Here is a 25,635-nt window from a genome sequence, read left to right as displayed (position 1 = left end):
GCCGGGTCAGACCGTCAGGACGATCTTGCCGCGCGTGCGGCCCGCGGCGCTCAGCTCCCAGGCCTTGGCGGCCTCGGCGAGCGGCAGCGCGTGCTCCACGTTGACGGTGAGGCTGCCCGCGTCGGCCAGTTCCGCGAGGAACGTCAGGTCGGCCGTGTCGGGGCGCACCCACAGCTGGTGGGCGCCCTTGGCGGCCGCCTGGTAGTCGGCGATGGAGGCGACCCGGCCGCGCTCCTTGACGAGGGACTGCAGGGTCTCCACCACGTCGTCCCCGTAGAAGTCCAGGGCCGCGTCGACGCCTTCGGGCGCCAGCTCGCGGATCCGGTCCGCCAGCCCCTCCCCGTACAGCATCGGTTCGGCGCCGAGCGCGCGCAGGTAGTCGTGGTTGTGCGCGCCGGCCGTGCCGATGACCCGCAGGCCGAGCGCGACGGCGATCTGCACGCCGAAGGAGCCGGTGCCGCCCGCCGCGGAGTGGATGACGACGGTCTCGCCGGCCTTGGCGCCCACGCGGGTGAGCGACTGGTAGGCGGTGAGGCCGGCCAGCGGGATGCCCGCGGCTTGCTCGAAGCTCAGCTCGCGGGGCTTGCGGGCGAGGGTGCGGACCGGGGCGCTGACCAGTTCGGCGTAGGTGCCGAGCTCCACCCACTCCTTGCGGACGTAGCCGTACACCTCGTCGCCCACGGCGTGGTCGAAGGTGTCCGGGCCGACCGCCTCGACGATTCCGGCGACGTCCCAGCCGGGTATGACGGGGTAGCGGACTTCGAGGATCGGGTCGAGGTATCCGGCGGCGAGCTTCCAGTCGACCGGATTGACCCCGGCGGCCTTGACGCGGACGAGGACCTCGCCCGGTCCCACCTTCGGCTGCGGTACGTCAACGAGCGTGAGGTTCCCGGCAGTTCCGTATGCGCTGTACGTGATGGCCTTCATGATCACTGCCAACAGGGGCCCGCGGGGCGCTATTCCCTCACGCGGGCAGGGTGTTGCGGTGGGAGCTGCGGCGGGCCGCGGCGAAGAGCGCCTGGATCTGCGTACCCGACTGCTCGACGTCGTCGAGGGGGGAGGGGAAGGGCAGCGTCACGTCCCGGTGGCCGCGCCGCTCCTCCAGCCGCAGGGTGATCCCGTACCGGTCCAGGGCGACCGGCAGCGCGCGCACGACCGCGGCGGTGGGCAGCGGCCGGACCAGGCGCAGCAGCAGGGTGACGAGGTCGTGGTGGTCGTCGAGGAGGTGCGTGAGCATGCCCGCCTCGTACGGGGCGAGCGGGTCGGGGTGGGCCGCTTCCAGCTCTTCGAGGCCGACGTAGGCGAGGCCGTGCTCGGTCTCCAGGACGGCCTGGCCGAACTCCACGCAGGTGGAGTCGGCGGCCTCGTCCGAGTAGGGGGTGAGCAGCCGGCCCAGCACCGTGACGCGGGCGCGCACCCGGTCGCGCACCGGGGTGGGGGCGACGTCGGTGAATTCCAGCCGGATCGTGGGCCGGTACTCGTCGTCTCCGCCCGGCTCGGCGGGGTGCAGGTGCAAGCGGCCCATCGGGTCGCTGCCGTCGAGGTGGCGGACCTCGGTGCGCCGTTCGTCGGTGATCAGGGTCATGGAGTGGGCGGCGGTCAGGATCGACCGGATTCGCTCGGCGTCGGTGGGCCGGGCGGCCGGGGTGGCAGGGGCACCGGACATGCGCATGCGGATCTCTCCATCGCCAGAGTAGGTTAGGTATGCCTAACCTAACTCATTCGGAGCTCCGGGAGTACCCGGCGTGGTTCGTGTCGCTGTTGGGCTGAACGGGTGAAACGCGAGAGGATGGGGGGATGCACATGAAGCGCGCGGCCGAGGCGGCCCGGTGAGCAGGTACGACGTCACCGACGAACAGTGGGAGGGGCTCGCGCAGGTGGTCCCCCTGCGCAGTCGCAACGAGTGGCCCTCCCGGGTGGACCACCGCACGATTCCCAAGGCGCCCGGAGCGTCGGTGGCGGAGCAGCGGCGCTTCGTGGTGATCAGAGTTCAGATCTTCGCGGACGCGCGGGAGGTGGCGGAGTACCTGATCGCGCAGATCCCGGTGCTGCTCGACCTGACCGGAGCGGACAGCGAAGTGGCCAAGCGGATCCTGGACTTCAGCAGCGGTGTGGTCTTCGGGCTGGGCAGCGGCATGCACCGGGTGGACCGGAACGTCTTCCTGCTGGCCCCGGTGGGGACCGAGGTCGAGGGGATCGCGGCCGCGGCCGTCCCCCGATCGTAGGAAGGTCCCCGCGAGGGAACGGTTCGCCGGGGCCGCGGGGGGTCCGGCGGCCCGTACCGTCCCGCGCATGGACGCCACCTCGGACGCGGCGGTGGGCCCCGCCCCCGCCGCACTCGCCCCCGACTTCGCCCCCGCACTCGCCCCCGACGTCGCGTTAGCCGACGGCGGGCCGGCCGGCGCCCCCACGGTTCCGGCACAGGCCGGACCGGCCACCTCCGGCCGCGCCGCCCGTGCGCGGGTCACCGCTGCCGCGGTGACCGGGGCCCCGGCCCGGCCCGCCGCTTCCACGGGTGTGGGCGTGGGCCCCGCCTCCTCCGCGTCGGCTGCTGCGGCCGACGGCCCGGCCGTGCCGGCGCACGCCGGGTCCGACGGCTCCGGGCACCCCGCCGGGCCCGCGCAGCGGTATCCGCGGCCCGTGGTCACCGAATTGCGGCTCTCCGCCTACGGGCCGCACCGGTCGGCCGCCTTCCCGCTCGGGCCCGTCACCCTCTTCGCCGGGCCGAGCGGCAGCGGCAAGTCCCAGGCCCTGGCCGCCTACGAGTCCCTGGCCGGGCTGGGATCCGGAGCCACGCTGGAGGAGGCCTTCCCGGACCCGCGCGCCCGCATCCCCGACCTCGCCGTCCCCGACGCCCAGCGGCGGCGCGGATTCCGCCTCGGTTGCACGGTCGACGGCCCCGCCGGCCCGGTCCGGCTCGACCTCGCCGTCCAGGCCGAGCCCACCCTGCGGATCGTCGGCGAACGGCTCACCCAGGACGGGCAGATCCTGCTCGCCACCGCCCTGCGCGACCCCGGCCGGCGCTCCGTGCAGGCCGCCTGGCTGACCGGCGGCGCCATCGGCGTCACCCGGGCCCCGCTGCCCGACGACCGGCTCGGCACCGCGCTGCTCCCGCTGCGCGTCGCCGGATCCACGGCGGGCCAGCGGCAGGTCCTGGCCGCCGCCGAGCAGGTCGTGGTGGCCCTGCGCTCGGTGTTCCCGTGCGATCCCCGCCCCGACCGGATGCGCGCCGCCGTCCCGCCGGGGGAGGGCCGGCTGCTGGGCGACTGCGCCAACCTGGCCGACGTGCTGCGCCGGACCCGCTACGAATGCGGCACCCGCCACGCGCTGCTGGCCGGCGCGGCCCGCACGGGCTGCGCCGGGCCCGTCGCCGGGCTCGACGTACGGGCCGGCGCGGGCGGCGGCCCCGTCACCGCGGTGCTGGACCGGGGCCCCGCCCGGCCCGCCACGGAACTGGCCCGCCTCGGCGCGGGCGAACTGCGCTTCCTCGCGCTGGCACTGGTCCTGCTGACCGGCCCCGGCGTACTGGCCATGGACCCGGCCGCCGAACTGCTCTCCGCGCAGCAGGCCCTGACCGTGCTGGCCGACGGCTTCGACCGCGGCCTGGACCGGCGCCAGAGCGCCGAGCTGCTGCGCCTGGCCCTGCTGTCCGGCAGCCGCGGCCACATCCGGCTGGTGGCGGCGGTGGGGGAGGAGACCGCGGAGACCGCCCGCCGCCTCCCGGGCGTCGCGATGGTAGACCTGAGGGCATGAACGAGACGCAGGAGCCGCAGCCCGATGGGCCGTCCCATGAGAAGCCGGATGAGCGGCTGGACCGACTGCAGCGCCGGCTCGCGGAGTTCGCGGCGGCGCGGGGCTGGGAGCCGTACCACACGCCCAAGAACCTGGCGGTGGCGCTGAGCGTGGAGGCCTCCGAACTGGTCGAGATCTTCCAGTGGCTGACACCGGAACAGTCGGCGAAGGTCATGGAGAAGCCGGAAACCGCCCACCGCGTGGCCGATGAGGTGGCCGATGTGCTCGCGTATCTGCTGCAGTTCTGTGAGGTCCTCGGGGTGGATGTGCTGGATGCGCTCGCCGCGAAGATCGAGAGGAACGAACTCCGCTTCCCTGTGACCGGTACACCGACACCTAATCGTCACTCTTCGGAGTGATGGACTCATCCACAATCACGTTTGTGTCCACATTTTCCGAATACCCCTGGCTTTACTGGCGCATTGCCCTCACTCTGGGTAGTGGTGAGGACGGCGGGATGTCGTGCGGACGGGGGACGGCATATGGATGCGGTACGGCTCATCGCGGCCGGCCGGCACGCGCTGGCACAGAGCGGGGCTGCGTGGGACATCGTGGGCGAGGCCTGGCAGGCCCAGGCGCTCGCGCAGGGGATCGGGAGCTATCTGGCGGTCACCGGGCCGCCGGAGCTGAGATCGGAGGCACGGGGACTGGGGGAAGCGGGAGGCAGAGGGTGCGGGGTGCTCGACAGAGCCGCCCTGCGCGGCGAGGGCAGCGCGCCCGAGTATCCGCCGCGGGCGGCACAGCTGAGCGAGGTCCCGGATGTCCGCCAGGCGCTGCTCGGGCTCCAGGCGCTGCTGGGCGAAGTGGGCATAGCCCTGGTCGGGGTGGCCTGCGGGACGGACGACGAGACCCTGTACTGGCAGTGCATAGAGTCGATCGACGCGGCCGACGAGTCGAGCGACCGGGTACGGGGCATCCTGCGCCGCATGGTGGTGCGCGAGCGGGGATCCGCATCCGGCGTGGCCTGATGCGGGTGGATCGAGGGGGGTCCCGCCGTGCGCGGCGGGACCCGCACGGTCAGGACGGCCGGTAGGACGGGCGCCCGTCCTCGGGGGTGCGGTCCGTGGAGGACTGGAGATCGGCGTCGAGCTGCGAGAGGTCGGCGTTCAGCGCCGCCATCAGCTCTTCCATCTGCTGCAGCAGGCCCTTCGGCGCGCCGCCGCCCTGGGCGGGCACCGCGGACTCCTGGGGTGCGTGCTCGTGTGCTGCCTGTCCGGTCGGTCCGGTCGGCCCGGTCTGTTGCGGGGTCTCCGGCACGGCCTCGTGGGACATGGCGGCCTCCTCGGCCCTGGCCCTTCCAAGGCGGAAGGGGGCGGTGGACGCACCGGCGGGAGTCCGCCGGCGCGCGGGCCGGGCGGTCCGGCTCCGTCGAGGAAACGATCCCCATCCGGGCTGGTCACTGGCGGCGTGCCGGGTCGACCATCCGGTTGACGCAGATTCACCCTGCCGGGGCGGGAAGTGCAGGATGGTTTCATGGATCTGCGCATTTTCACCGAGCCCCAGCAGGGCGCGAGCTACGACACCCTCCTCAGGGTCGCCAAGGCCACCGAGGAATTGGGTTTCGACGCCTTCTTCCGCTCCGACCACTACCTGAAGATGGGCTCCGCCGACGGCCTGCCGGGGCCCACCGACGCCTGGATCACCCTCGCCGGCCTGGCCCGCGAGACCAAGCGGATCCGCCTGGGCACGCTGATGACGGCCGGCACCTTCCGGCTGCCCGGCGTCCTCGCGATCCAGGTGGCGCAGGTGGACCAGATGTCCGGCGGCCGCGTCGAACTGGGCCTCGGCGCGGGCTGGTTCGAGCAGGAGCACAAGGCGTACGGGATCCCCTTCCCGGCGGACCGGATGTCCCGGCTGGAGGAACAGCTGGCCATCGTCACCGGCATGTGGGCCACCGAGACCGGCGCCACCTTCGACTTCGCGGGCCGCCACTACCAGGTGGAGAACTCGCCCGCGCTCCCCAAGCCCGCCCAGGCCAGGATCCCCGTCCTCGTCGGCGGCCACGGAGCCAAGCGCACCCCGCGGCTCGCCGCGCGCTACGCGTCCGAGTTCAACGTGCCGTTCGCGTCGGTCGCCGACAGCGAGCGGCAGTTCGGCCGCGTCCGGGAGGCGGCCGAGGAGGCCGGCCGCAAGCCCGACGACCTGATCTACTCCAACGCCCTCGTCGTGTGCGTGGGCAAGGACGACGCCGAAGTGGCCCGGCGGGCCGCCGCCATCGGCCGGGACGTGGACGAGCTCAAGGCCAACGGCCTGGCCGGCTCCCCGGCCGAGGTCGTCGAGAAGATCGGCGCCTACGAGGCCGCCGGCTCCTCCCGCGTCTACCTCCAGCTGCTCGACCTCGACGACCTGGACCACCTGGAGCTGATCTCCGCCCAGGTGCTCTCCCGGCTCGGTTAGCAGGAGCCGCCCCGTGACACGCGCGTCCGGCCCGCTCGCCGAGGCCCTCGGCCGCAGGACCGTGCTCCTGGACGGCGGTCTGAGCAACCAGCTCGCCGCCCAGGGCTGCGACCTGTCCGGCGGCCTCTGGACGGGCCGGGTCCTCGCCGAGCGGCCGGACCAGGTGGAGGCCGCCCACACGGCGTACGCGCGGGCCGGCGCCGAGGTGCTGATCACCGCCAGCTACCAGGTCGGCTACGAGGCCTTCGCCGCCCACGGCCGCGACCGCGCCGCGACCACCGCCCTGCTGCACCGCAGCGTCGCCCTCGCCGCCCGCGCGGCCGCGGCCGCCGACCACGAGGTGTGGGTGGCCGCCTCGGTGGGCCCGTACGGGGCGGTGCTCGCGGACGGCTCCGAATACCGCGGCCGGTACGGCCTGAGCGTGCGCGAGCTCGCCGCCTTCCACCGCCCCCGCATCGAGGCCCTGCTCGACGCCGGCCCCGACGTCCTCGCCGTGGAGACCCTCCCCGACCCGGACGAGGCCGAGGCCGTGCTCACCGTCCTCGCGGAGACGGGCGCCCGCGCCTGGCTCGGCTACACCGTGGCCGGCGGCCGCACCCGCTCCGGCGCGCCCCTCCCCGAGGCCTTCGCCCTCGCCGCGCAGGCCCCCGGGATCATCGCGCTCGGCGTCAACTGCTGCGACCCGGCCGAGGTCCTCCCCGCCCTCGAAGCCGCTGCCGCCACCACCCGCAAGCCGCTCCTGGCCTACCCCAACGACGGCTCCGTCTGGGACGCCGCCACCCACACCTGGCACACCCCCGAGACCCTGGCCCCCTGGCCCACCCGGGCCTGGCACCGCGCCGGCGCCCGCCTCATCGGCGGCTGCTGCCGCATCGGCCCGAGCCGCATCGCGGAACTGGCCGTCGACCTGTAGCCGGGGCCCGGCCCGACGGGGAGCCGACCCGGCCGGTCCCCCCGGACCGCTACACGCCGCTGATGTCCCAGCGCACGCTCACCAGCCCGCCGCCGGACGCTACGAGCTCGGCCGTCTCGGCCTCCACGGCGGCGAGTTCCCCGGGCCGGTCCATGAGGGCCAGCTGTTCGCCGTAGTGGACCAGCGCGGTGAGGAGCAACTGGCTCCGCTCGGGCTCCAGCGCGCACATCCGGCGCGCGGCGGCGACCGACTCGGCGCGCAGGGCCAGCGCTATCGCGGGCCGGTGGGCGAACTCCTGGCGGCTGTACGCGAACAACGCGAGCGCCAGCGGGGGCAGATAGGCCAACGGACTCACCCGGACGAGAACGCGATAAGCGGCGACCTGCTGCCGGACCGGCAGCGTCCCCGATCCGAGGAGCGCCACCCGGGCTCGCAGCACAGCGTCGTGATTGATGTTCTCCGTGGGATTCATGAGAGAGATTCTGAAAGCCGCACAGGGGCCCAAACAAGGGCATTCGACTGTGCCCTTCGTCCTACGAAAACGCCCTCTGACCTGTCATGATGGATACGTATTCACCTCTGCGCCCTTTTCCGGACGGCCCGTTGGCCTCCGCGGCGGCATGCCGGCTTCCCCGAGCGCACAAAACGCGTTGGTCCGGCCCGGCCCGTCCGCACATACTCAGATGCATGTTCCTGACGATCTCCGCGACCGGCACGGCCGAACACCCCGCCACTGACCTGGGCTTTCTCCTGCACAAGCACCCCGGGAAGACGCAGGAGTTCGGCACCTCCCACGGCACCGCCCACGTGTTCTACCCCGAGGCCACGGCCGAACGGTGCACGGCGGCCCTGCTGCTGGAGGTGGATCCCGTCGCACTCGTGCGGCGCGGTCAGGGCAAGGGCCGGGGCGGGGCGCCCGACGCCGCGCTCGCCCAGTACGTCAACGACCGCCCGTACGCCGCCTCCTCGCTGCTCGCCGTCGCCCTCAGCGGGGTGTTCCGCACCGCGCTCAAGGGCCAGTGCGCCCTCCGCCCGGAACTCCCGGAGCGGGCGATGCCGCTGCGCATCGAGATCCCGGTGCTGCCCGCCCGCGGCGGGGCGGGGCTCGTGCACCGGCTGTTCGACCCGCTCGGCTGGGACCTCGTACAGGCCGAGGCCGTACCGCTCGACGAGCAGTTCCCCGAGTGGGGGGACTCGCGCTACGTACGGCTCGTCCTGGAGGGAGAGCTGCGCCTGGCGGACGCCCTGCGCCAGCTCTACGTGCTGCTGCCGGTGCTCGACGACGCCAAGCACTACTGGATCGCCCCCGACGAGGTCGACAAGCTGCTGCGCGCCGGAGACGGCTGGCTCGCCGCCCACCCCGAGAACGGGCTGATCAGCTCCCGCTACCTGGCCCGCCACAAGCGGCTGACCCAGGACGCCATCGAGCGCCTGGAGCTGGTCCGCCTCGCCGAGGCCGACGGCAGCGAGGTCGAGGAGCTCGACAACGCCGTCGACGAGACGCGCGACACCGAGGAGCGGCCCGTGCCGCTCGCGGTGCAGCGGCGCGACGCGATCCTCGCCGCCCTGCGCGCCGCGGGTGCCCAGCGGGTGCTGGACCTCGGCTGCGGGCAGGGCCAGCTGGTGCAGGCCCTGCTCAAGGACCCGGCGTACACCGAGATCATCGGCATGGACGTGTCCGTACGGGCCCTCAACACGGCGGCCCGGCGGCTGCGCCTGGAGCGGCTGGGCGAGCGGCAGAGCTCGCGCGTCACGCTCCTGCAGGGCTCGCTCGCCTACACCGACAAGCGACTGGCCGGCTACGACGCGGCCGTGCTCAGCGAGGTCATCGAGCACCTGGACCTGGAGCGGCTGCCCGCGCTGGAGTACGCGGTGTTCGGCTCGGCCCGCCCCCGCACGGTCCTCGTGACCACCCCGAACGTCGAGTACAACGTCCGCTGGGAGACCCTGCCCGCCGGGCACGTCCGGCACGGCGACCACCGCTTCGAGTGGACCCGGGAGGAGTTCCGGGCCTGGGCCGACGCCGTGGCGGCGCGCCACGGGTACGTGGTCGCCTACGTCCCCGTCGGCGACGACGACCCCGAGGTCGGGCCGCCGACGCAGATGGCCGTCTTCACCCAGTCCGACACCACCACCGACACCCCGAAGGAGGGCGAGGCAGCATGACCACCGAGACCGAGACCGAGACCGAGACCGCGAGCGAGACCGTGAGCGAGACCGCGACCCACCGCACCCGCGTACTTCCCGTCACCGACCTGTCCCTCGTCGTCCTGATCGGGGCCACCGGATCGGGCAAGTCCACCTTCGCCCGCAAGCACTTCAAGCCGACCGAGGTCATCTCCTCCGACTACTGCCGGGGCCTGGTCTCCGACGACGAGAACGACCAGAGCGCGAGCCGTGACGCCTTCGACGTCCTGCACTACATCGCGGGCAAGCGACTCGCCGCCGGCCGCCTCACCGTCGTCGACGCCACCAGCGTCCAGGCCGACGCCCGCCGCCAGCTGGTCCGGCTCGCCCGCGAGCACGACGTCCTGCCCATCGCCATCGTCCTGGACATGCCCGAACAGGTCTGCGCCGAGCGCAACGCGGCCCGCCCCGACCGCGCCGGACTGCCCCGCGCCGTCATCCAGCGCCACCGCCGCGACCTGCGGCGCTCGCTGCGCGGCCTGGAGCGCGAGGGCTTCCGCAAGGTCCACGTCCTGCGCACCGTCGAGGAGGCCGAGACCGCCGAGGTGGTCCTGGAGAAGCGCTTCAACGACCTCACCCACCTCACCGGCCCCTTCGACATCGTCGGTGACATCCACGGCTGCTCCTCCGAGCTGGAGACCCTGCTCGCCAAGCTCGGCTACGAGGACGGGGTCCACCCCGAGGGCCGCACCGCCGTCTTCGTCGGCGACCTCGTCGACCGCGGCCCGGACAGCCCCGGCGTGCTGCGCCGCGTCATGGGCATGGTGAAGTCCGGCAACGCCCTGTGCGTGCCCGGCAACCACGAGAACAAGCTCGGCCGCCACCTCAAGGGCTCCAAGGTCCAGCGGACCCACGGCCTCGCCGAGACCATCGAGCAGCTGGAGGCCGAGCCGGAGGAGTTCGTCGCGGAGGTACGGGAGTTCATCCGCGGCCTCGTCAGCCACTACGTCCTCGACGGCGGCAGGCTGGTGGTCTGCCACGCCGGGCTGCCCGAGAAGTACCACGGCCGCACCTCCGGCCGGGTCCGCTCGCACGCCCTCTACGGCGAGACCACCGGCGAGACCGACGAGTTCGGCCTGCCCGTGCGCTACCCGTGGGCCGAGGACTACCGCGGCAAGGCCGTCGTGGTCTACGGCCACACCCCGGTCCCGGACACGACCTGGATCAACAACACCATCTGCCTCGACACCGGAGCCGTCTTCGGCGGGAAGATGACCGCCCTGCGCTGGCCCGAGCGCGAACTGGTCGACGTACCGGCCGAGAAGGTCTGGTACGAGCCGACGCGCCCGCTCGCGGCCGAGACGCCGGGCGGACACGACGGCCGCCCGCTCGACCTGGCCGACGTCCACGGCCGCCGGGTCGTGGAGACCCGGCACCTGGGCAACGTCAACGTGCGCGAGGAGAACGCGGCGGCGGCCCTGGAGGTCATGAGCCGCTTCGCGGTGGACCCGCGGCTGGTCCCGTACCTGCCGCCGACCATGGCGCCCACGGCCACCTCCCGCGAGGAGGGCTTTCTGGAGCACCCGGCCGAGGCCTTCGCGCAGTACCGCGCGGACGGCATCGCCCAGGTGGTGTGCGAGGAGAAGCACATGGGCTCCCGCGCCACCGTCCTGGTCTGCAAGGACGCCGACGCGGCCCGCGAGCGCTTCGGCGTCGAGGGCCCGACCGGCTCCGTCTACACCCGCACCGGGCGGCCCTTCTTCAAGGATCCGGAGGTCACCGAGGAGGTCCTCGCCCGGCTCCGCTCGGCGGTCACCGGCGCCGGCCTCTGGGAGGAGCTCGGCACGGACTGGCTGCTGATCGACGGGGAACTGCTGCCCTGGTCCCTGAAGTCCGGCGGCCTGCTGCGCAACCAGTACGCCGCCGTGGGCGCGGCCTCGGGCGCCGTCTTCCCGGGCGCCATCGCCGCCCTGGAGGCGGCAGCCGCGCGGGGTGTCGACACCGGCGAGCTGCTGGAGCGGCAGCGCGGCCGGGCCACCGACGCGGCCGCCTTCACCGACGCGTACCGGCGCTACTGCTGGACCACCGACGGACTGGACGGCGTACGGTTCGCGCCCTTCCAGCTGCTGGCGGCGGCCGGGCGGTCGCTGGCCGCCGTGCCCCACGACGAGCAGCTGTTCTGGCTGGACCGGCTGTGCACCGCCGACGCGTCGGCGGGCACCGGGCTGCTGCGCCGCACCGGCCGGATCCTGGTGGACACCGCGGACGAGGACTCCGTACGGGCGGGCACCGACTGGTGGCTGGAGCTGACGGCCGCCGGCGGCGAGGGCATGGTCGTCAAGCCGCTCCAGGCCTACGCCCGGGACGGGAAGGGCCGCCTGGTCCAGCCCGGGGTGAAGGTGCGCGGACGCGAGTACCTGCGGATCATCTACGGCCCGGAGTACACCCGCCCGGACCACCTGGAGCGGCTGCGCGAACGGTTCCTCGGGCACAAGCGCTCGCTCGCCCTGCGCGAGTACGCGCTCGGGCTGGAGGCGCTGGACCGGCTGGCGGACGGGGAGCCGCTGTGGCGGGTCCACGAGGCCGTCTTCGCGGTGCTCGCCCTGGAGTCGGAGCCGGTCGACCCCCGGCTCTGAGGTGCCGGGCCCGGCTGCGTCAGCACGACCCGTAAAGGGGTGGCCCCCGTACGGCCGCTAATTAGGTCGTATGGGGGAACTTTCGTGGTGAACTCCGGGAAAACCACCGGCGGGATCGTTCAACCAGGGCAGCGGAATGTCCGCGACCCTGGAAGGACGGAACGTCACTTATGAAGATGACCGCGCGCGGAAGCATTGCGGCGCTCATGACCTGTATGGCCGCGGCCGGCGCGGCCACCCCGGCCGCGGCGAACTCGGTGCCGGTCGGTGTGCCGCTGGACGCCGTGAAGACCACGCTGGGCGTGGACACCCCGCGCGTGGGCACGGGCGTGCCGGTCCCGGTCGCGGGAGCTCCCGAGGCTCCCCGCTTCCACAAGGGGGACATGCTCCCGACCCCACTGCTCCCGGTGGTCCCGATCGGCACCGAGCTCGGCAGCACCCTCGTCACCTCCCCGGTGCCGAACCTGCTGGGCGAGCCGGAGACGGACGGCGAGGGATCCGTGGAGGCTCCGGCCACCCGCCTGCTCGCCCGGACCCCCGGGTTGGTCACCGGCGGTCTGCTGACGATGCCCGACGCCTCCAACTCCGGGATCCCGAACCTGACAGCGCCCGAACTGGGCCTGACCGCCCCGGAACTCACCGGCGCCCCGTCGGCGCTTCTCGGCCTCGGCACCCCCCGCTGAGCGGACGCCACGTCAAAAGGCCGCCCGGTCTGGGAATGTGTACGGCATGGGATTCCATGTCGACTCCGAGACCGGGCGGCTTCGCCGCGTCATCCTCCACCGGCCCGACCTGGAGCTGAAGCGGCTCACACCGAGCAACAAGGACGCGCTCCTCTTCGACGACGTGCTGTGGGTGCGCCGGGCCCGCCAGGAGCACGACGGTTTCGCGGACGTGCTGCGGGACCGGGGCGTGGAGGTCCACCTCTTCGGGGACCTGCTGTGCGAGGCCCTCGAGATCCCGGAGGCGAGACATCTCGTACTGGACCGGGTGTTCGACGAGAAGGAGTACGGGCCGCTCGCCACCGACCACCTGCGGTCGGTGTTCGACGGGCTGCCCTCGGCCGAGCTGGCGGAGGCGCTGGTCGGCGGGATGACCAAGCGGGAGTTCCTGGAGCGGCACGCCGAGCCGGTGTCCGTGCGCTTCCACGCCCTGGACACCGACGGCTTCCTGCTGGGTCCGCTGCCGAACCACCTCTTCACCCGCGACACCTCCGCCTGGATCTACGACGGGGTGTCCATCAACGCGATGCGGTGGCCGGCCCGGCAGCGCGAGACCGTCCACTTCGAGGCCATCTACAAGCACCACCCGCTCTTCACCACCTCCGGCGCCTTCCACTACTGGTCGCAGGGCCAGGCGGACTACCCCTCGACGATCGAGGGCGGGGACGTGCTGGTCATCGGCAACGGCGCGGTGCTGATCGGGATGAGCGAGCGCACCACCCCCCAGGCGGTGGAGATGCTGGCGCGGGGCCTGTTCGCCGCCGGCTCGGCCACCACGATCGTGGCGCTGGACATGCCGAAGAGCCGGGCCTTCATGCACCTGGACACGGTGATGACGATGGTCGACGCAGATACGTTCACGCAGTACGCGGGACTCGGCATGCTCCGCTCCTACACGATCGAGCCGGGCGCGGGACCGCAGGAGCTGAAGGTGACCGACCACCCGGCGGATCACATGCACCGGGCCATCGCGGCGGCGCTCGGTCTGGACTCGATCCGGGTGCTGACCGCGACGCAGGACGTGCACTCGGCGGAACGCGAGCAGTGGGACGACGGGTGCAACGTACTGGCCGTGGAGCCGGGGGTGGTGGTCGCGTACGAGCGGAACGTGACGACCAACACACACCTGCGCAAGCAGGGCATCGAGGTGATCGAGATCCCGGGCAGCGAGCTGGGCCGGGGGCGGGGCGGCCCGCGCTGCATGAGCTGTCCGGTCGAGCGGGACGCGGTCTGAGGTCGCACCCGGGCAGCCACCGGCCCCGGGGAGGGGGAAGGGCACGGGACGACGGGGGAGGGCGGGAACAGGGCTCTGTATATCAATGCAGAGGATCGTATAGACTTCCAGCATCCCCTGTCACCGTGACGCTGGAGCGACCCCATGGCCACCGACCTCGCAGGCCGCAGTTTTCTCAAGGAGCTCGACTTCACGGCCGCCGAGTTCCGCGGCCTGGTCGAGCTCGCCGCCGAGCTGAAGGCGGCCAAGAAGGCCGGGGTCGAGCAGCGCCTCCTTCAGGGCAGGAACATCGCGCTGATCTTCGAGAAGACCTCGACGCGGACCCGCTGCGCCTTCGAGGTCGCCGCCGCGGACCAGGGCGCCCACACCACGTACCTCGACCCCGCGGGCTCCCAGATGGGTCACAAGGAGTCCATCCGCGACACCGCGCGGGTGCTCGGCCGGATGTTCGACGGGATCGAGTACCGCGGTGACAGCCAGGAGGCCGTCGAGGAGCTCGCCGCCCACTCCGGCGTGCCCGTCTTCAATGGTCTCACCGACGACTGGCACCCCACCCAGATGCTGGCCGACGTCCTCACCATGACCGAGCACACCGCGAAGCCGCTGGACCGGATCGCCTTCGCCTACCTCGGCGACGCCCGCTTCAACATGGGCAACTCGTACCTGGTGACCGGTGCGCTGCTGGGCATGGACGTACGGATCGTGGCGCCCCGGGCCTACTGGCCGGCCGATGCGGTGGTGACCGCGGCGCAGGAGCTCGCGCAGGGGAGCGGCGCGCGGATCACCCTGACCGAGGAGGTCGCCGAGGGGGTTGCGGGGGCGGACTTCGTGGTGACCGACATCTGGGTGTCCATGGGCGAGCCCAAGGAGGTCTGGGACGAGCGGATCGCGGCCCTGTCCCCGTACGCCGTGACCATGGACGTGCTGCGGGCCACCGGGAACCCGGACGTGAAGTTCATGCACTGCCTGCCGGCCTTCCACGACCTCGGCACCAAGGTGGCCCGGGAGATCCACGAGCGGCACGGGCTGGAATCCCTGGAGGTGACCGACGAAGTGTTCGAGTCGGCGCACTCCGTCGTCTTCGACGAGGCCGAGAACCGGCTGCACACCATCAAGGCCGTACTCGTCGCCACGCTCGGCCGCCCCGGCCGGAGTGACGCATAGTCATACGCCGCGGGGGGCGGACGTGAAGGCCGACGCGGTGTCGCGCACATCTGACGGCAGTCACGATCTGGTGATACCGTCGATCGTGTGAGCCCCTTCACCGGTTCCACAGCAGCGACCGAACGGTGGCACCACCTCCGGGTCACCCGGCAGGACGGCGTAGCCACCGTCACCTTCGACCGCCCCGAAAAGCTGAACGCGCTCACCTTCGGCGCCTACGCCGACCTGCGCGATCTGCTCGCCGAACTGTCCCGTGAGCGTTCCGTGCGCGCCCTCGTCCTGGGCGGCGAGGGACGCGGCTTCTGCTCCGGCGGGGACGTGGACGAGATCATCGGCGCCACCCTCGCCATGGACACCGCCCAGCTCCTCGACTTCAACCGGATGACCGGCCAGGTGGTGCGCGCCCTCCGCGAATGCCCCTTCCCGGTGATCGCCGCCATGCACGGGGTGGCCGCCGGGGCCGGCGCCGTCCTCGCGCTCGCCGCCGACTTCCGCATCGCCGACCCCACCGCCCGCTTCGCCTTCCTCTTCACCCGCGTCGGCCTCTCCGGCGGCGACATGGGCGCCGCCTACCTGCTGCCCCGGGTCGTCGGCCTCGGCCACGCCACCCGGCTGCTGATGCTCGGAGAGCCCGTACGCGCCCCCGAAGCCGAGCGGATCGGCCTGCTCAGCGAGCTCACCGAGGAGGGCAAGGCCCACGTACGGGCCGCCGAACTCGCCGCGCACCTGGCCTCGGGGCCCGCGCTCGCCTATGCCCAGACCAAGGCGCTGCTCACCTCCGAACTCGACATGCCGCTGGCCGCGTCGGTGGAGCTGGACGCCGCCACCCAGGCCCTGCTGATGAACGGCCAGGACTACGCGGAGTTCCACGCGGCCTTCACCGGGAAGCGGCCGCCCGCCTGGAAGGGCAGGTAGGGGGGTGTCTCCGGGGGTCATGCGGGTCGCCGTCGCCGGCGGGGGACCGGGCGGGCTGTACGCCGCCGCGCTCCTGGCCCGCCAGGGCCACGCCGTGGAGGTCTGGGAGCGGGGCGCCCCGGACGACACCTTCGGCTTCGGCGTGGTCCTCTCCGACGAGACCCTCGGCGGCATCGAGCGGGCCGACACCGTCGTCTACGCGGCCCTGAGCGCCGAGTTCGTGCGCTGGGACGACGTGGACATCGTGCACCGCGGCCGGCTGCTGACCTCCGGCGGCCACGGCTTCGCGGCCATCGGGCGGCGCCGGCTGCTGCAGATCCTGCACGAGCGCTGCGCCGGACTCGGCGTCCGGCTCCGCTTCCGCACCGCGGCCCCGGACGTACGGGACCTCGCCGCCGCGTACGACCTGGTGGTCGCGGCGGACGGAGTGCACAGCGCGATCCGGGAGGACGGGGCCGCGCACTACGGGCCGACGCTGACCCCCGGGCGCTGCCGCTACATCTGGCTCGCCGCCGACTTCGCCTTCGAGGCCTTCCGCTTCGAGATCGCCGAGACCGAGCACGGGGTCATGCAACTGCACGCCTACCCCTACTCGGCGGACGCCTCCACGGTGATCGTCGAGATGCGGGAGGAGGTCTGGCGCGCGGCCGGCCTCGACCTGTGCGACGAGGAAGAGTCCGCGGCCCGCTGCGCCAAGATCTTCAGCGAGGCCCTGCGCGGACGGCCGCTGCGCGGCAACCGCTCGACCTGGACGCGGTTCGACACCCTCGTCAACGAGCGCTGGTCACACGGCAACGTGGCCCTGCTCGGCGACGCGGCGCACACCGCCCACTTCTCCATCGGGTCCGGCACCAAGCTGGCCGTCGAGGACGCGCTCGCCCTCGCCGAAGCGGTGGCCGGAGCGGAGGGCGACGTACCGGCCGCCCTCACCGCGTACGAGGCGGCGCGCCGCCCCGCGGTCGCCAGCACCCAGCGGGCCGCGGCCGCGAGCCGGGCCTGGTTCGAGGAGCTCGCCGGATACGTCGACCAGCCCGCCCGGCAGTTCGCCTTCAACCTCCTCACCCGCAGCCGCCGGGTCACGCACGACAACCTGCGGCTGCGCGACGAGCGGTTCGCGCGCGCGGTGGAACGCGACTTCGGCTGCCCGGACGAGCACACCCCGCCGATGTTCACCCCCCTCACCCTGCGCGGCCTGACCCTGCGCAACCGGGTCGTCGTCTCCCCGATGGACATGTACTCGGCCGTGGACGGAGTCCCGGGCGACTTCCACCTCGTGCACCTGGGCGCCCGGGCCCTCGGCGGGGCCGGCCTGGTGATGACGGAGATGGTCTGCGTTTCCGCAGAGGGCCGGATCACCCCCGGCTGCGCCGGCCTCTACACCCAGGAACAGGCGGCGGCCTGGCGACGGATCACCGAATTCGTCCACACCTCCGCACCCGGCACCGCGCTCGGCGTCCAGCTCGGGCACGCGGGCCGCAAGGGCTCGACGCGGGTCATGTGGGAGGGCATGGACGACCCCCTCCCGGAGGGCAACTGGCCGCTGGTGGCCGCCTCCGAGCTGCCCTACCGGCCGGGCGTCTCCGCGCCCCCGCGCGCCCTCGGACAGGCGGACCTGGTGGCGCTGCGCTCCGAGTTCGCGGCGGCCGCCGTGCGCGCCGCCGACTGCGGGTTCGACCTGCTGGAACTGCACTGCGCCCACGGCTACCTGCTCTCCGGCTTCCTGTCCCCCCTGACCAACCACCGCACGGACGCCTACGGCGGCACCCTGGAGAACCGCCTGCGCTTCCCGCTGGAGGTCTTCGACACGGTTCGCGCGGTCTGGCCCGAGGACCGCCCGATGACGGTCCGCCTCTCGGCCACCGACTGGGCGCCCGGCGGCACCACGCCCGAGGAGGCGGTGCGGATCGCCGCCGCCTTCGCCGCCCACGGCGCCGACGCCATCGACGTCTCGACCGGCCAGGTGGTCGCGGACGAAGCCCCCGAGTACGGGCGCTCGTACCAGACCCCGTACGCCGACCGGATCCGCAACGCGCTCGGCGTCCCCGTCATCGCGGTCGGCGCCATCTCCTCCTGGGACGACGTGAACTCCCTGCTGCTGGCCGGCCGCGCCGACCTCTGCGCCCTCGGCCGCCCGCACCTCTACGACCCCCACTGGACCCTCCACGCGGCCGCCGACCAGTCCTACGAAGGCCCGGGCGCCCCCTGGCCGGCCCCGTACCGCGCGGGCAGCCGCAAACCGCCTACGGGACGCGGCTAGGCCGTGTTTTAGGTGGGATGAGCAGTGGTCGGTGCTGGAGTCGTTGTTGCCTGTGGCGGGTGTGAGTCGCAGGTCGTTGGGCCGACGGCGGCTGGTGGACGGTGTGCGGTGGCGGGTGCGGACTGGGGTTCCGTGGCGTGATCTGCCAGCCGAGTACGGACCCTGGCAGACCGTCTACGGACTGTTCCGACGCTGGCAGCGGCAGGGTGTGTGGGCCCGGCTGCTGACGTTGCTGCAGGGAGCTGACGCGGCTGGGCTCATCGCGTGGGAAGTGAACGTCGACTCCACGATCTGCCGGGCCCACCAGCACGCGGCCGGTGCCCGCCGGAACGGCGCCGGGCAAAAGGAACCGCCCGGTGGGGTCCATGACGAGCCGGACGACCACGGGCTGGGCAGGTCGCGGGGCGGGTTCACCACGAAGATCTATCTGGCGTGCGAGCAGGGGCAGAAGCCACTGTCGCTGCTGGTCACGGCCGGGCAGCGGGGTGACAGCCCGCAGTTCGAGGCGGTCCTGAACGCAATCCGGGTTCCCAGAACCGGTCAGGGCCGGCCACGAAGCCGACCGCTGCGAGTACGGGGCGACAAGGCGTATTCCTCCCGCCCAAGCCGCGCCTACCTGCGCAGACGCGGGATCAGATGCACCATCCCGGAACCGGCCGACCAGGTCCGCAACCGCAAGCGCCGAGGTCCTGTCGATGGACGCCCACCGGCCTTCGACCGGCAGGACTACAAAGCCCGGCACGCGGTCGAGTGCGGAATCAGCCGCCTCAAGCAGCACCGGGCGGTCGCCACCCGCTTTGACAAGCTCGCGGTCCGGTTCGAGGCGGCCGTCCAGGTCGCTGCGATCCACCAGTGGCTGTGATCCACGCGCCGGCCATACGGGGCGTGTGATGCTGGCGCGGACAGCGAGAACGGCGACCACGTCGACGACCCGTCCGAAGACGCCTTGTTCATGCTGGTCAGCGACTTGAACGGCTCAGACAACACCTTCATCGTCATCCAGCCCGACGAGGACGATTCCGTTTGGTTCGCCTCCGTCGCGGTGCTGGACGAGGGCGGCCACGAGATCGTCCGGTGCGACACCAGTCGACGCGAGCACGACGTCACCATCGAAACCAGCATCAACCAGATCGCGGGCGACCTAGCACCTTCTGCATGAACAGGCTCCTGTGGGACGGGCGTCGGCTTCGGAGCCGACCCGAGGGCATCCAAACCTATCGCGAATTCGTACCCACGTTCGCTAACTGGCTTGGTTGACCCGGATAGTTGATGAAATAGCCACAGATTGGCGACAGGCCGCGCTTGTGGCTTGCAGGCAGGCCGAGCAGTCGGCGTTGTTCCGGCCGGGTGATGCGTCTACCGTCCTCTTGTGGATCCGTTGATCGCCGATGACCCCGCGCACATAGGCCCGTACCGCCTCATCGCCCGTCTCGGCGCCGGCGGCATGGGCCGCGTCTATCTGGCACGTTCCGAGGGCGGACGCACGGTTGCCGTCAAGGTCGTGCAGGCCGAGCTTGCACACCACCCCGAATTCCGACGTCGTTTCGCTCGGGAAGTCGCGGCCGCGCGGAGAGTCGGCGGGAGATGGACCGCACCAGTCCTGGACGCCGATACCGAGGCCATCACCCCCTGGGTCGCCACCGGCTACGTGCCCGGACCGGATCTGCACACGGTCGTCGCCGAGCGCTACGGGCCGCTGCCCGAGCCGTCGGTGCTTGCCCTGGCCCACCGCCTCGCGCTCGCTCTGGGGGCCATTCACCAGGCAGGGTTGATCCACCGCGACCTGAAGCCGTCCAACGTGCTGATCGCCGTGGACGGTCCTCGCGTCATCGACTTCGGCATTGCTCGCCCCTTGGAGACCCTCGCGGACGGGGTACGGACGCGGACCGGCGCGGTCATCGGCTCGCCCGGCTTCATGTCGCCGGAGCAAGTGCGGGGCCAGGAACTCACCCCTGCATGCGACCTGTTCTGCCTGGGCTCGGTCCTCGCCTATGCCGCCACGGGACGCGCTCCCTTCGGCTCGGCGGACCTGGGTGTGCACGCCCTGATGCTCCGGGTGGCCGAGGAGGAGCCTGATCTGGAAGGCTTAACGCAGCCGCTCTTCGACCTCATACGCGACTGCCTGCACCGGGACCCGGTCCGGCGTCCCACTCCGCAGGAGGTCGCCGAACGAGCGGCTGCGTACCGGCCGCCCAGACCCTGGTTGCCGGGCGAGCTCCTCGAACAGCTGGGACGGGATGCAGCGAAGCTTCTGGATTTCGACCCCGCGCGGCAGCCGACGTCGACCACCTTGGACACGCTGCCCACCCTGCCGGTGCCGGAGCTGAAAACGGTCACAGCCCTGCGGCCGCAGCCCGAGCCGGGCCCGAGCCGAGTCCCTCGCGCCCCGAAGTCGCCGGCACCCGAGCCGCCAGAGGGATCGACTATTCCCACGGAACCCGGCACCCCGCCGGGCCGCGGTCGCACCAAAGCAATCGTGCTCACGGCAATAGCCGTCACTCTGACCCTGTCCAGCCTTCCGCTGCTTGCGCTCGTCCCCCGGGGCGGCGACGACAAGCCCGGCCCGAAACTCGATTCGGTGCCGGCAGCGTTCCTCGGCACCTGGGAGGGCGAGGCCAAGGAGAAGGGAGGGAAGCCGTACCAGACGCACGTCCGAGTGGCGATCAAGGATGAAGCGGGCAGCGCCCCTGTTGCTGAAGTCTCCTTGCTGAACTCGAGGAGTCTGTGCGTGTTCCAGAGCGTGCCGGCGTCCACGGAGTACGACTCCGAGAACAGGGTGCGGAAGCTGCATCTGAGGGAGGTCCGGCTCAAGAGCTCCATCGTCAGCGACATCGGCAAGCCCTGCGGCACGGGGCCCGAGTCGGTCCTGACCATCGGTGACGGCGGTGGCAAAGCGCTGAGTTGGGCGGGTGCGGCGTACACGGCGGAACTGGAGCGGTACGACCCGACGGCTCGAGACCCAGAGGTCAGCGCCTTCCGGGGCACCTGGGAGTGGAAACTTGACACGGTCTCAATCAACATCCCCGACGGAGCAGGGGCAGGCGAGCTGACGTACAGGCGCACGGTCGACCGGGAAACCTGTCAGTACACGGCGAAGATCTGGTCCACCAGGGGCAACCAGCTCCTCATTCCCCCCGGCCGGTTGGACCAGGCCGAATCGACGGACCTGGGGTACTGCAAGACGGTCACCGTGGGGTACCGCTACACGATCCCCCGGCGCGACGTCCTGCACGGAGACATCCTTGGTCTGCCCAGAGTAGGCGGGGAGGGCCTCTATCTAGAACGTAAAAAGCCGTGACCGAAGCGTACTTCGCCCGCCAGCATCGCCTACCACGGGAACCGCTGTGTCGTGCAGGGCTCGCGCGAGGCCAGACAAGGTGACCATTCGTGGTCGTCCAGCCCGACGAAAACGACCCGTCTGGTTCGCCTCCTTGGCCACCCTGCACGAAGGCGGTTACGAGATCGTCCGCCGCGATACCACCTAAAACACGACCTAGCCGTCCCCGTGGCGGTCCGGTCCGGTGCGCTCACACCGGGACGACCTCGGCGCGGTCCTCGACCGGGGTGTAGCCCAGGCGCTGGTAGACGCCGTTGCTCGTGGGGTTGGCCAGGTCGGTGAAGAGGAGGACCTCCGTGGCGCCGGCCGCGTGCGCGGCCCGGGTCGCCGCGTGGGTGGCCCCGGCGGCGTAGCCGCGGCCGCGGAGGGCGGGCGGGGTGTAGACCGGGCCGATGCGGGAGGCCGAGCAGATCGGGCGGGAGAAGCCCGCCAGGGAGACCGGCTCGCCCTCGTGCTCCCACAGCAGGGCCCCGCCGTACGAGATGCGGTCGCGCAGGGCGGCCTCGGAGGCGGCGCCGTGCCCGCCCGCCTCCTTGTGGAAGGCCTCGATCCACTCCAGCAGCAGCGGGAGGTCCGCCTCGGTGGCGGTCCGCGGCCGCCCGGCCGGGACGGGATCCGGGGCGACCAGGCCGGCCAGCCGGTACAGGCGGAGCTCCTCCGTGATCCGGGTGGGCCGACCCCAGGCCGCGGCCAGCGCCTCCGCGTCCGGGCGGCGGGCGTTGAACGCGCGGATCCCGGCGAGCAGCGGCTCGGCGGAGAGCGCGGCCCCCAGCGCCCGGACCGCCTCGGCCGGCACCACGCCGAGCACCATCGGGAACGGCGGCGTGCACAGCAGCCCGCCGGCGACGGCCCCGTCGGCCCCGGTCCACCAGCCGAAGAGGGGCGCCTCGGCCCCGTAGGCGTCGCTGCCGCGCCGCTCCAGCGCGTCGGTCACGGTCAGCATGAGGGTGTCGGAGACGGGCCGCGCGGCCACGGTCGGGTGGGCGGCGGCCAGATAGGCCGCGAGGTCGGAGGTGAAGGTCCACGTCATGGCGCATTCTGGCGCGCCGCCGTCCGCGGCCGCACCGGAAATTTCAGGCGGGCAGCCACCCCGGCCACCACGGCGGCACGTTGTCCGGGCCGCACTTGGCCCGGTCCCCGGGATAGCCGTCGAGGGTGCCGCGCACGGCGAAGTACAGGATCGTCAGGCCGGCCAGCACCACCAGGACGGTGCCCAGTTGCAGGGCCACGGGCTGCCGGTCCAGCAGGTACGCCACGAGCAGCGCCACCACGCCGAAGCCCGCGGTCAGCGGTAGCAGGGTGAGGCCCAGCTCGAAGCGGCCGCCCGCGTCCGCGCCCGCGTCGCAGTACTCCCGGGCGTGGGAGGCCAGCACGATGGCGAGGCAGCCCGCCGCGAGCCCGGCGAGAGTGGCGGGGACCAGTGTGAAGAGACGTTTCCGCAGGGAGGGGGCCGCGGTCGTGGCGGGTGGCGTGCCAGGCGGCGTGCCGGGTGGCGTCATACCCCGCTCGACGTTTCGGCGCCCCGCACGGTTCCGCTCACGGCTCCGAAGACGGTGCCGATGACGGCGCCGCTCACGGTTCCGCGAAGGCCGCCCCGCGCTCGCGCAGCCGCGCGTGGAGTTCGGCGAAGACGGCCGCCGCCCGGTCGCCCGGCCAGCCCGCCGGGAGCAGCTCGCGCGGCAGGCCCGGATCGGCGTACGGCAGGCGCCGCCAGGAGTCCAGCGCGAACAGGTAGCCCCGGTAGGCCTCCTCCGGCGTCGGCTCCGGGCCGGACTGCAGGGCGCGCAGGGCCGGTTCGTGCAGGTCGAGGAATTCCTCGTGCTGTTTGGCCAGGGCCGCCAGGTCCCACCAACGGCCCACCGCCTCGGCGCTCGGCGCGAAGCCGAGGTGGGTCCCGCGGAACAGCTCCACGTACGGCGTCAGGTGCAGCCGCTCCAGGGTGTGCGCGGTCTCCTCGGCCAGCCGGGCCGGGGCGATCCACACGCCCGGCGCCACCGCGCCGAAACCGAGCCGGGCCAGCCGGGAGCGCAGCAGGTGCCGCTTGTTCCGTTCCTGCTCCGGGACGGAGAACACCGCCACCAGCCACTCGTCCGACAGCTGCGGACTGCCGTAGATCCGGCGGTCGCCGTCGTCCAGCAGCTGCTGCGCCTCCTCGGAGAGCCCGTACGCCGCCGAGCCGTCCGCGGCGCGCCCGGGCAGCAGGAAGCCGCGCCGCTTCAGCCGGGACACCGACGAGCGGACCGACGGGGCGTCCACGCCGACCGCGCCCAGCAGGCGGACCAGCGCGGACACCGGGACCGGGCCCTCGAAGGCCCGCCCGTAGGCTCCGTAGAACGTGACGATCAGAGATCGCGGGGTGTGCTGCTCGACCACGGTTTCACTCTAGGCCGTCAGGCGCGTCGGGCCGGTCGGTCCGGTCGGTCCGGTCCGGCCCCGTGCCGAGGTCCCGCAGCCGGAAGCGCTGCAGCTTGCCGGTGGCCGTGCGCGGGAGCGCGGGCAGGAAGACGAAGGAGCGCGGGCACTTGTGCGGGGCCAGCTCCTCCCGCATGAAGGTGCGCAGGGCCTCCTCGGTGAGGACCACACCGTCACGTGCGACGGTGTACGCCACCACGATCTGCCCGCGTCGCTCGTCCGGGCGGCCCACGACCGCCGCCTCCACCACGTCCGGGTGGCGCAGCAGGGCCTCCTCCACCTCCGGGCCCGCGATGTTGTACCCCGCCGAGACGATCATGTCGTCGGCCCGGGCGACGTAGCGGAAATAGCCTTCCGGATCGCGCACGTACGTGTCACCCGTCAGGTTCCAGCCGTCCTGTACGTACTCACCCTGCCGGGGGTCCGCCAGATAGCGGCAGCCCACCGGGCCGCGGACGGCCAGCAGCCCCGGCTCGTTGTCCGCGACCGGCCGGCCGGACCGGTCCACCACCCGGGCCTGCCAGCCCGGGACCACCCGGCCGGTCGTACCGGGCCGGATCTCCTCGTCGGCGGCGGAGATGAAGATGTGCAGCAGCTCGGTCGCCCCGATGCCGTTGATGATCCGCAGGCCGGTCCGCTCGTACCAGGCCTGCCAGGTGGCGGCGGGCAGGTTCTCCCCGGCCGAGACGCAGCGGCGCAGCGCGGACAGGTCGTACATGCCCACGTCGTACGGGCCCAGGGCGTCCAGCATCGTCCGGTACGCGGTGGGCGCGGTGAACAGCACCGTCACCCGGTGCTCCGCGAGCGCGGGCAGCAGCCGGCGCGGCACCGCCTCCTCCAGCAGCAGCGCGGACGCGCCCGCCCGCAGCGGGAAGACGACCAGCCCGCCGAGGCCGAAGGTGAACCCGAGCGGCGGGCTGCCCGCGAACACGTCGTCCGGGCGGGGGCGCAGCACGCTGCGGGAGAAGGTGTCGGCGACGGCGAGCAGGTCGCGGTGGAAGTGCATGCAGCCCTTGGGCCGGCCGGTGGTCCCGGAGGTGAAGGCGATCAGGGCGACGTCGTCGGCGGAGGTCGGGGCGGCCGGGAAGGGCTCCTCGTGTCTCTCGGCCAGCCGCAGCAGGTCGTCCCGCGCGCCGCCCCCGTACGCGGTGATCCGCAGCCCCGGCACCTCGGCCTTGACCAGGTCGTCCAGTACGTCCGCATGGCACAGGGCGTGCCGGACCCGGGCCATCGCGCACACCGTGGCCAGTTCCTTCGCGCGCTGCTGGGGCAGTACGGTCACCGCCACCGCGCCCGCCTTCATGACCGCCAGCCAGCAGGCGGCGAGCCAGGGGCCGGTGGGTCCGCGCAGCAGCACCCGGTTGCCGGGGACGACGCCGAGGTCGACGGTGAGCACGTGGGCGAGGCGGTCCACGCGCTCGCGCAGCCCGCCGTACGTCCACACCTCGCCCGTGCCGCTGCGGAAGGCCGGGCGGTCGGCGCCCCGGGGGCCGAACCGGGCGATCGTGGCGTCGAGCAGCTCCGCCCCGCAGTTCAGGCGGTCGGGGTAGGCCAGTTCGGGCAGATCGAAGACCAGCTCCGGCCAGGTGTGGGCGGGTGGCAGATGGTCACGGGCGAAGGTGTCCGTGTGAGCGGAAGGCATGAGGTCCAAGGCGGGTCGCCCCCTGCAGCGGTCCGGAATGGGTGGGGCCGGCCGTGCTGTTTGCCCTACGAGCGTATCGTGATGGTG

The 25,635-nt window shown here is 72.7% G+C and carries 22 protein-coding genes and 2 pseudogenes; 16 read left to right on the top strand and 8 right to left on the bottom strand.

The window, feature by feature from the left end; translation table 11 throughout:
- Positions 1-6: 6 nt before the first annotated feature.
- Both ACIPYQ_RS23200 and ACIPYQ_RS23195 read right to left on the bottom strand, forming a co-directional pair.
- Positions 7-927 carry an NADP-dependent oxidoreductase gene (locus tag ACIPYQ_RS23200; RefSeq protein ID WP_401254185.1) on the bottom strand — a complete coding sequence of 307 codons (921 nt, stop codon included), beginning with the start codon at positions 925-927 and terminating at the stop codon, positions 7-9.
- A gap of 37 nt (positions 928-964) precedes the next feature.
- Complete coding sequence (locus ACIPYQ_RS23195) at positions 965-1,672, bottom strand: DUF2470 domain-containing protein (RefSeq protein WP_401254182.1); 708 nt, start codon at positions 1,670-1,672, stop codon at positions 965-967.
- Between the two features lie 157 nt (positions 1,673-1,829).
- Here ACIPYQ_RS23195 and ACIPYQ_RS23190 point away from each other — a divergent pair, with 157 nt between their 5' ends.
- The 4 genes from ACIPYQ_RS23190 to ACIPYQ_RS23175 all read left to right on the top strand — a co-directional run bounded on the left by ACIPYQ_RS23190 (position 1,830) and on the right by ACIPYQ_RS23175 (position 4,760).
- Positions 1,830-2,225: a cell division protein SepF gene (locus ACIPYQ_RS23190; protein WP_030721444.1), complete on the top strand. Its 396-nt coding sequence runs from the start codon at positions 1,830-1,832 to the stop codon at positions 2,223-2,225.
- A gap of 67 nt (positions 2,226-2,292) precedes the next feature.
- On the top strand, positions 2,293-3,753 hold the full coding sequence (locus ACIPYQ_RS23185) for an ATP-binding protein (RefSeq protein WP_401254179.1): 1,461 nt from the start codon (positions 2,293-2,295) through the stop codon (positions 3,751-3,753).
- Positions 3,750-4,151, top strand: a complete 402-nt coding sequence (locus tag ACIPYQ_RS23180) for a nucleotide pyrophosphohydrolase (RefSeq protein ID WP_361753887.1) — start codon at positions 3,750-3,752, stop codon at positions 4,149-4,151. The genes ACIPYQ_RS23185 and ACIPYQ_RS23180 overlap by 4 nt, the downstream gene beginning before the upstream one ends.
- Positions 4,152-4,274: 123 nt before the next feature.
- Entirely contained in the window at positions 4,275-4,760 is a 486-nt protein-coding gene (locus ACIPYQ_RS23175) for a DUF6099 family protein (protein ID WP_401254176.1), read from the top strand.
- A 49-nt stretch (positions 4,761-4,809) separates the two neighbouring features.
- Here ACIPYQ_RS23175 and ACIPYQ_RS23170 read toward each other — a convergent pair whose 3' ends face one another.
- Positions 4,810-5,064 carry a hypothetical protein gene (locus tag ACIPYQ_RS23170; RefSeq protein WP_401254173.1) on the bottom strand — a complete coding sequence of 85 codons (255 nt, stop codon included), beginning with the start codon at positions 5,062-5,064 and terminating at the stop codon, positions 4,810-4,812.
- 201 nt (positions 5,065-5,265) lie between these two features.
- Between ACIPYQ_RS23170 and ACIPYQ_RS23165 the strand changes: the two genes are divergently transcribed.
- The gene (locus tag ACIPYQ_RS23165; protein WP_401254170.1) at positions 5,266-6,189 is read left to right on the top strand and encodes an LLM class F420-dependent oxidoreductase; all 924 of its coding nucleotides are present in this window, start codon (positions 5,266-5,268) and stop codon (positions 6,187-6,189) included.
- A 13-nt stretch (positions 6,190-6,202) separates the two neighbouring features.
- Complete coding sequence (mmuM, locus tag ACIPYQ_RS23160) at positions 6,203-7,102, top strand: homocysteine S-methyltransferase (RefSeq protein ID WP_401254167.1); 900 nt, start codon at positions 6,203-6,205, stop codon at positions 7,100-7,102.
- A 49-nt stretch (positions 7,103-7,151) separates the two neighbouring features.
- On the opposite strand, the gene ACIPYQ_RS23155 is transcribed toward mmuM, so the two are convergent.
- Complete coding sequence (locus ACIPYQ_RS23155; RefSeq protein WP_401254164.1) at positions 7,152-7,574, bottom strand: hypothetical protein; 423 nt, start codon at positions 7,572-7,574, stop codon at positions 7,152-7,154.
- 215 nt (positions 7,575-7,789) lie between these two features.
- Here ACIPYQ_RS23155 and ACIPYQ_RS23150 point away from each other — a divergent pair, with 215 nt between their 5' ends.
- The 10 genes and pseudogenes from ACIPYQ_RS23150 to ACIPYQ_RS23105 all read left to right on the top strand — a co-directional run bounded on the left by ACIPYQ_RS23150 (position 7,790) and on the right by ACIPYQ_RS23105 (position 21,455).
- Positions 7,790-9,268, top strand: a complete 1,479-nt coding sequence (locus ACIPYQ_RS23150) for a 3' terminal RNA ribose 2'-O-methyltransferase Hen1 (protein WP_401254161.1) — start codon at positions 7,790-7,792, stop codon at positions 9,266-9,268.
- Positions 9,265-11,865, top strand: coding sequence for a polynucleotide kinase-phosphatase (locus tag ACIPYQ_RS23145; RefSeq protein ID WP_401254158.1), 2,601 nt, complete (start codon positions 9,265-9,267; stop codon positions 11,863-11,865). Before ACIPYQ_RS23150 ends, ACIPYQ_RS23145 begins: the two co-directional genes overlap by 4 nt.
- 176 nt (positions 11,866-12,041) lie before the next feature.
- Positions 12,042-12,548, top strand: coding sequence for a hypothetical protein (locus ACIPYQ_RS23140; protein WP_362236957.1), 507 nt, complete (start codon positions 12,042-12,044; stop codon positions 12,546-12,548).
- A gap of 46 nt (positions 12,549-12,594) precedes the next feature.
- Positions 12,595-13,821 (top strand): arginine deiminase, encoded by a 1,227-nt coding sequence (locus tag ACIPYQ_RS23135; protein WP_361753911.1) that lies wholly within the window; start codon positions 12,595-12,597, stop codon positions 13,819-13,821.
- 144 nt (positions 13,822-13,965) lie between these two features.
- Complete coding sequence (gene argF, locus ACIPYQ_RS23130) at positions 13,966-14,985, top strand: ornithine carbamoyltransferase (RefSeq protein ID WP_401254153.1); 1,020 nt, start codon at positions 13,966-13,968, stop codon at positions 14,983-14,985.
- 87 nt (positions 14,986-15,072) lie between these two features.
- The gene (locus ACIPYQ_RS23125; RefSeq protein ID WP_361753917.1) at positions 15,073-15,900 is read left to right on the top strand and encodes an enoyl-CoA hydratase family protein; all 828 of its coding nucleotides are present in this window, start codon (positions 15,073-15,075) and stop codon (positions 15,898-15,900) included.
- A gap of 19 nt (positions 15,901-15,919) precedes the next feature.
- A complete protein-coding gene (locus ACIPYQ_RS23120; protein ID WP_401254150.1) occupies positions 15,920-18,157 on the top strand; it encodes a bifunctional salicylyl-CoA 5-hydroxylase/oxidoreductase in 2,238 nt (745 codons plus the stop codon).
- Positions 18,158-18,173: 16 nt separating this feature from the next.
- Positions 18,174-19,019 (top strand): annotated as a pseudogene (locus tag ACIPYQ_RS23115) (IS5 family transposase); the annotation flags it as partial.
- Positions 19,020-19,052: 33 nt separating this feature from the next.
- Positions 19,053-19,316 (top strand): annotated as a pseudogene (locus ACIPYQ_RS23110) (hypothetical protein); the annotation flags it as partial.
- A 210-nt stretch (positions 19,317-19,526) separates the two neighbouring features.
- On the top strand, positions 19,527-21,455 hold the full coding sequence (locus tag ACIPYQ_RS23105) for a protein kinase (protein ID WP_401254147.1): 1,929 nt from the start codon (positions 19,527-19,529) through the stop codon (positions 21,453-21,455).
- Between the two features lie 229 nt (positions 21,456-21,684).
- Here ACIPYQ_RS23105 and ACIPYQ_RS23100 read toward each other — a convergent pair whose 3' ends face one another.
- The 4 genes from ACIPYQ_RS23100 to ACIPYQ_RS23085 all read right to left on the bottom strand — a co-directional run bounded on the left by ACIPYQ_RS23100 (position 21,685) and on the right by ACIPYQ_RS23085 (position 25,548).
- Positions 21,685-22,524: a GNAT family N-acetyltransferase gene (locus tag ACIPYQ_RS23100; RefSeq protein WP_401254144.1), complete on the bottom strand. Its 840-nt coding sequence runs from the start codon at positions 22,522-22,524 to the stop codon at positions 21,685-21,687.
- 43 nt (positions 22,525-22,567) lie between these two features.
- Positions 22,568-22,993 (bottom strand): hypothetical protein, encoded by a 426-nt coding sequence (locus ACIPYQ_RS23095; protein WP_401254141.1) that lies wholly within the window; start codon positions 22,991-22,993, stop codon positions 22,568-22,570.
- A gap of 73 nt (positions 22,994-23,066) precedes the next feature.
- Complete coding sequence (locus tag ACIPYQ_RS23090) at positions 23,067-23,867, bottom strand: PaaX family transcriptional regulator C-terminal domain-containing protein (RefSeq protein ID WP_401254138.1); 801 nt, start codon at positions 23,865-23,867, stop codon at positions 23,067-23,069.
- A gap of 4 nt (positions 23,868-23,871) precedes the next feature.
- Entirely contained in the window at positions 23,872-25,548 is a 1,677-nt protein-coding gene (locus ACIPYQ_RS23085; RefSeq protein WP_401254135.1) for an AMP-binding protein, read from the bottom strand.
- Positions 25,549-25,635: the final 87 nt, after the last annotated feature.

This window comes from Streptomyces sp. NPDC090045 (assembly GCF_044747975.1).
In the GTDB taxonomy this organism is placed as follows: Bacteria; Actinomycetota; Actinomycetes; order Streptomycetales; family Streptomycetaceae; genus Streptomyces.
This window is presented reverse-complemented; position numbering and strand designations above follow the sequence as displayed.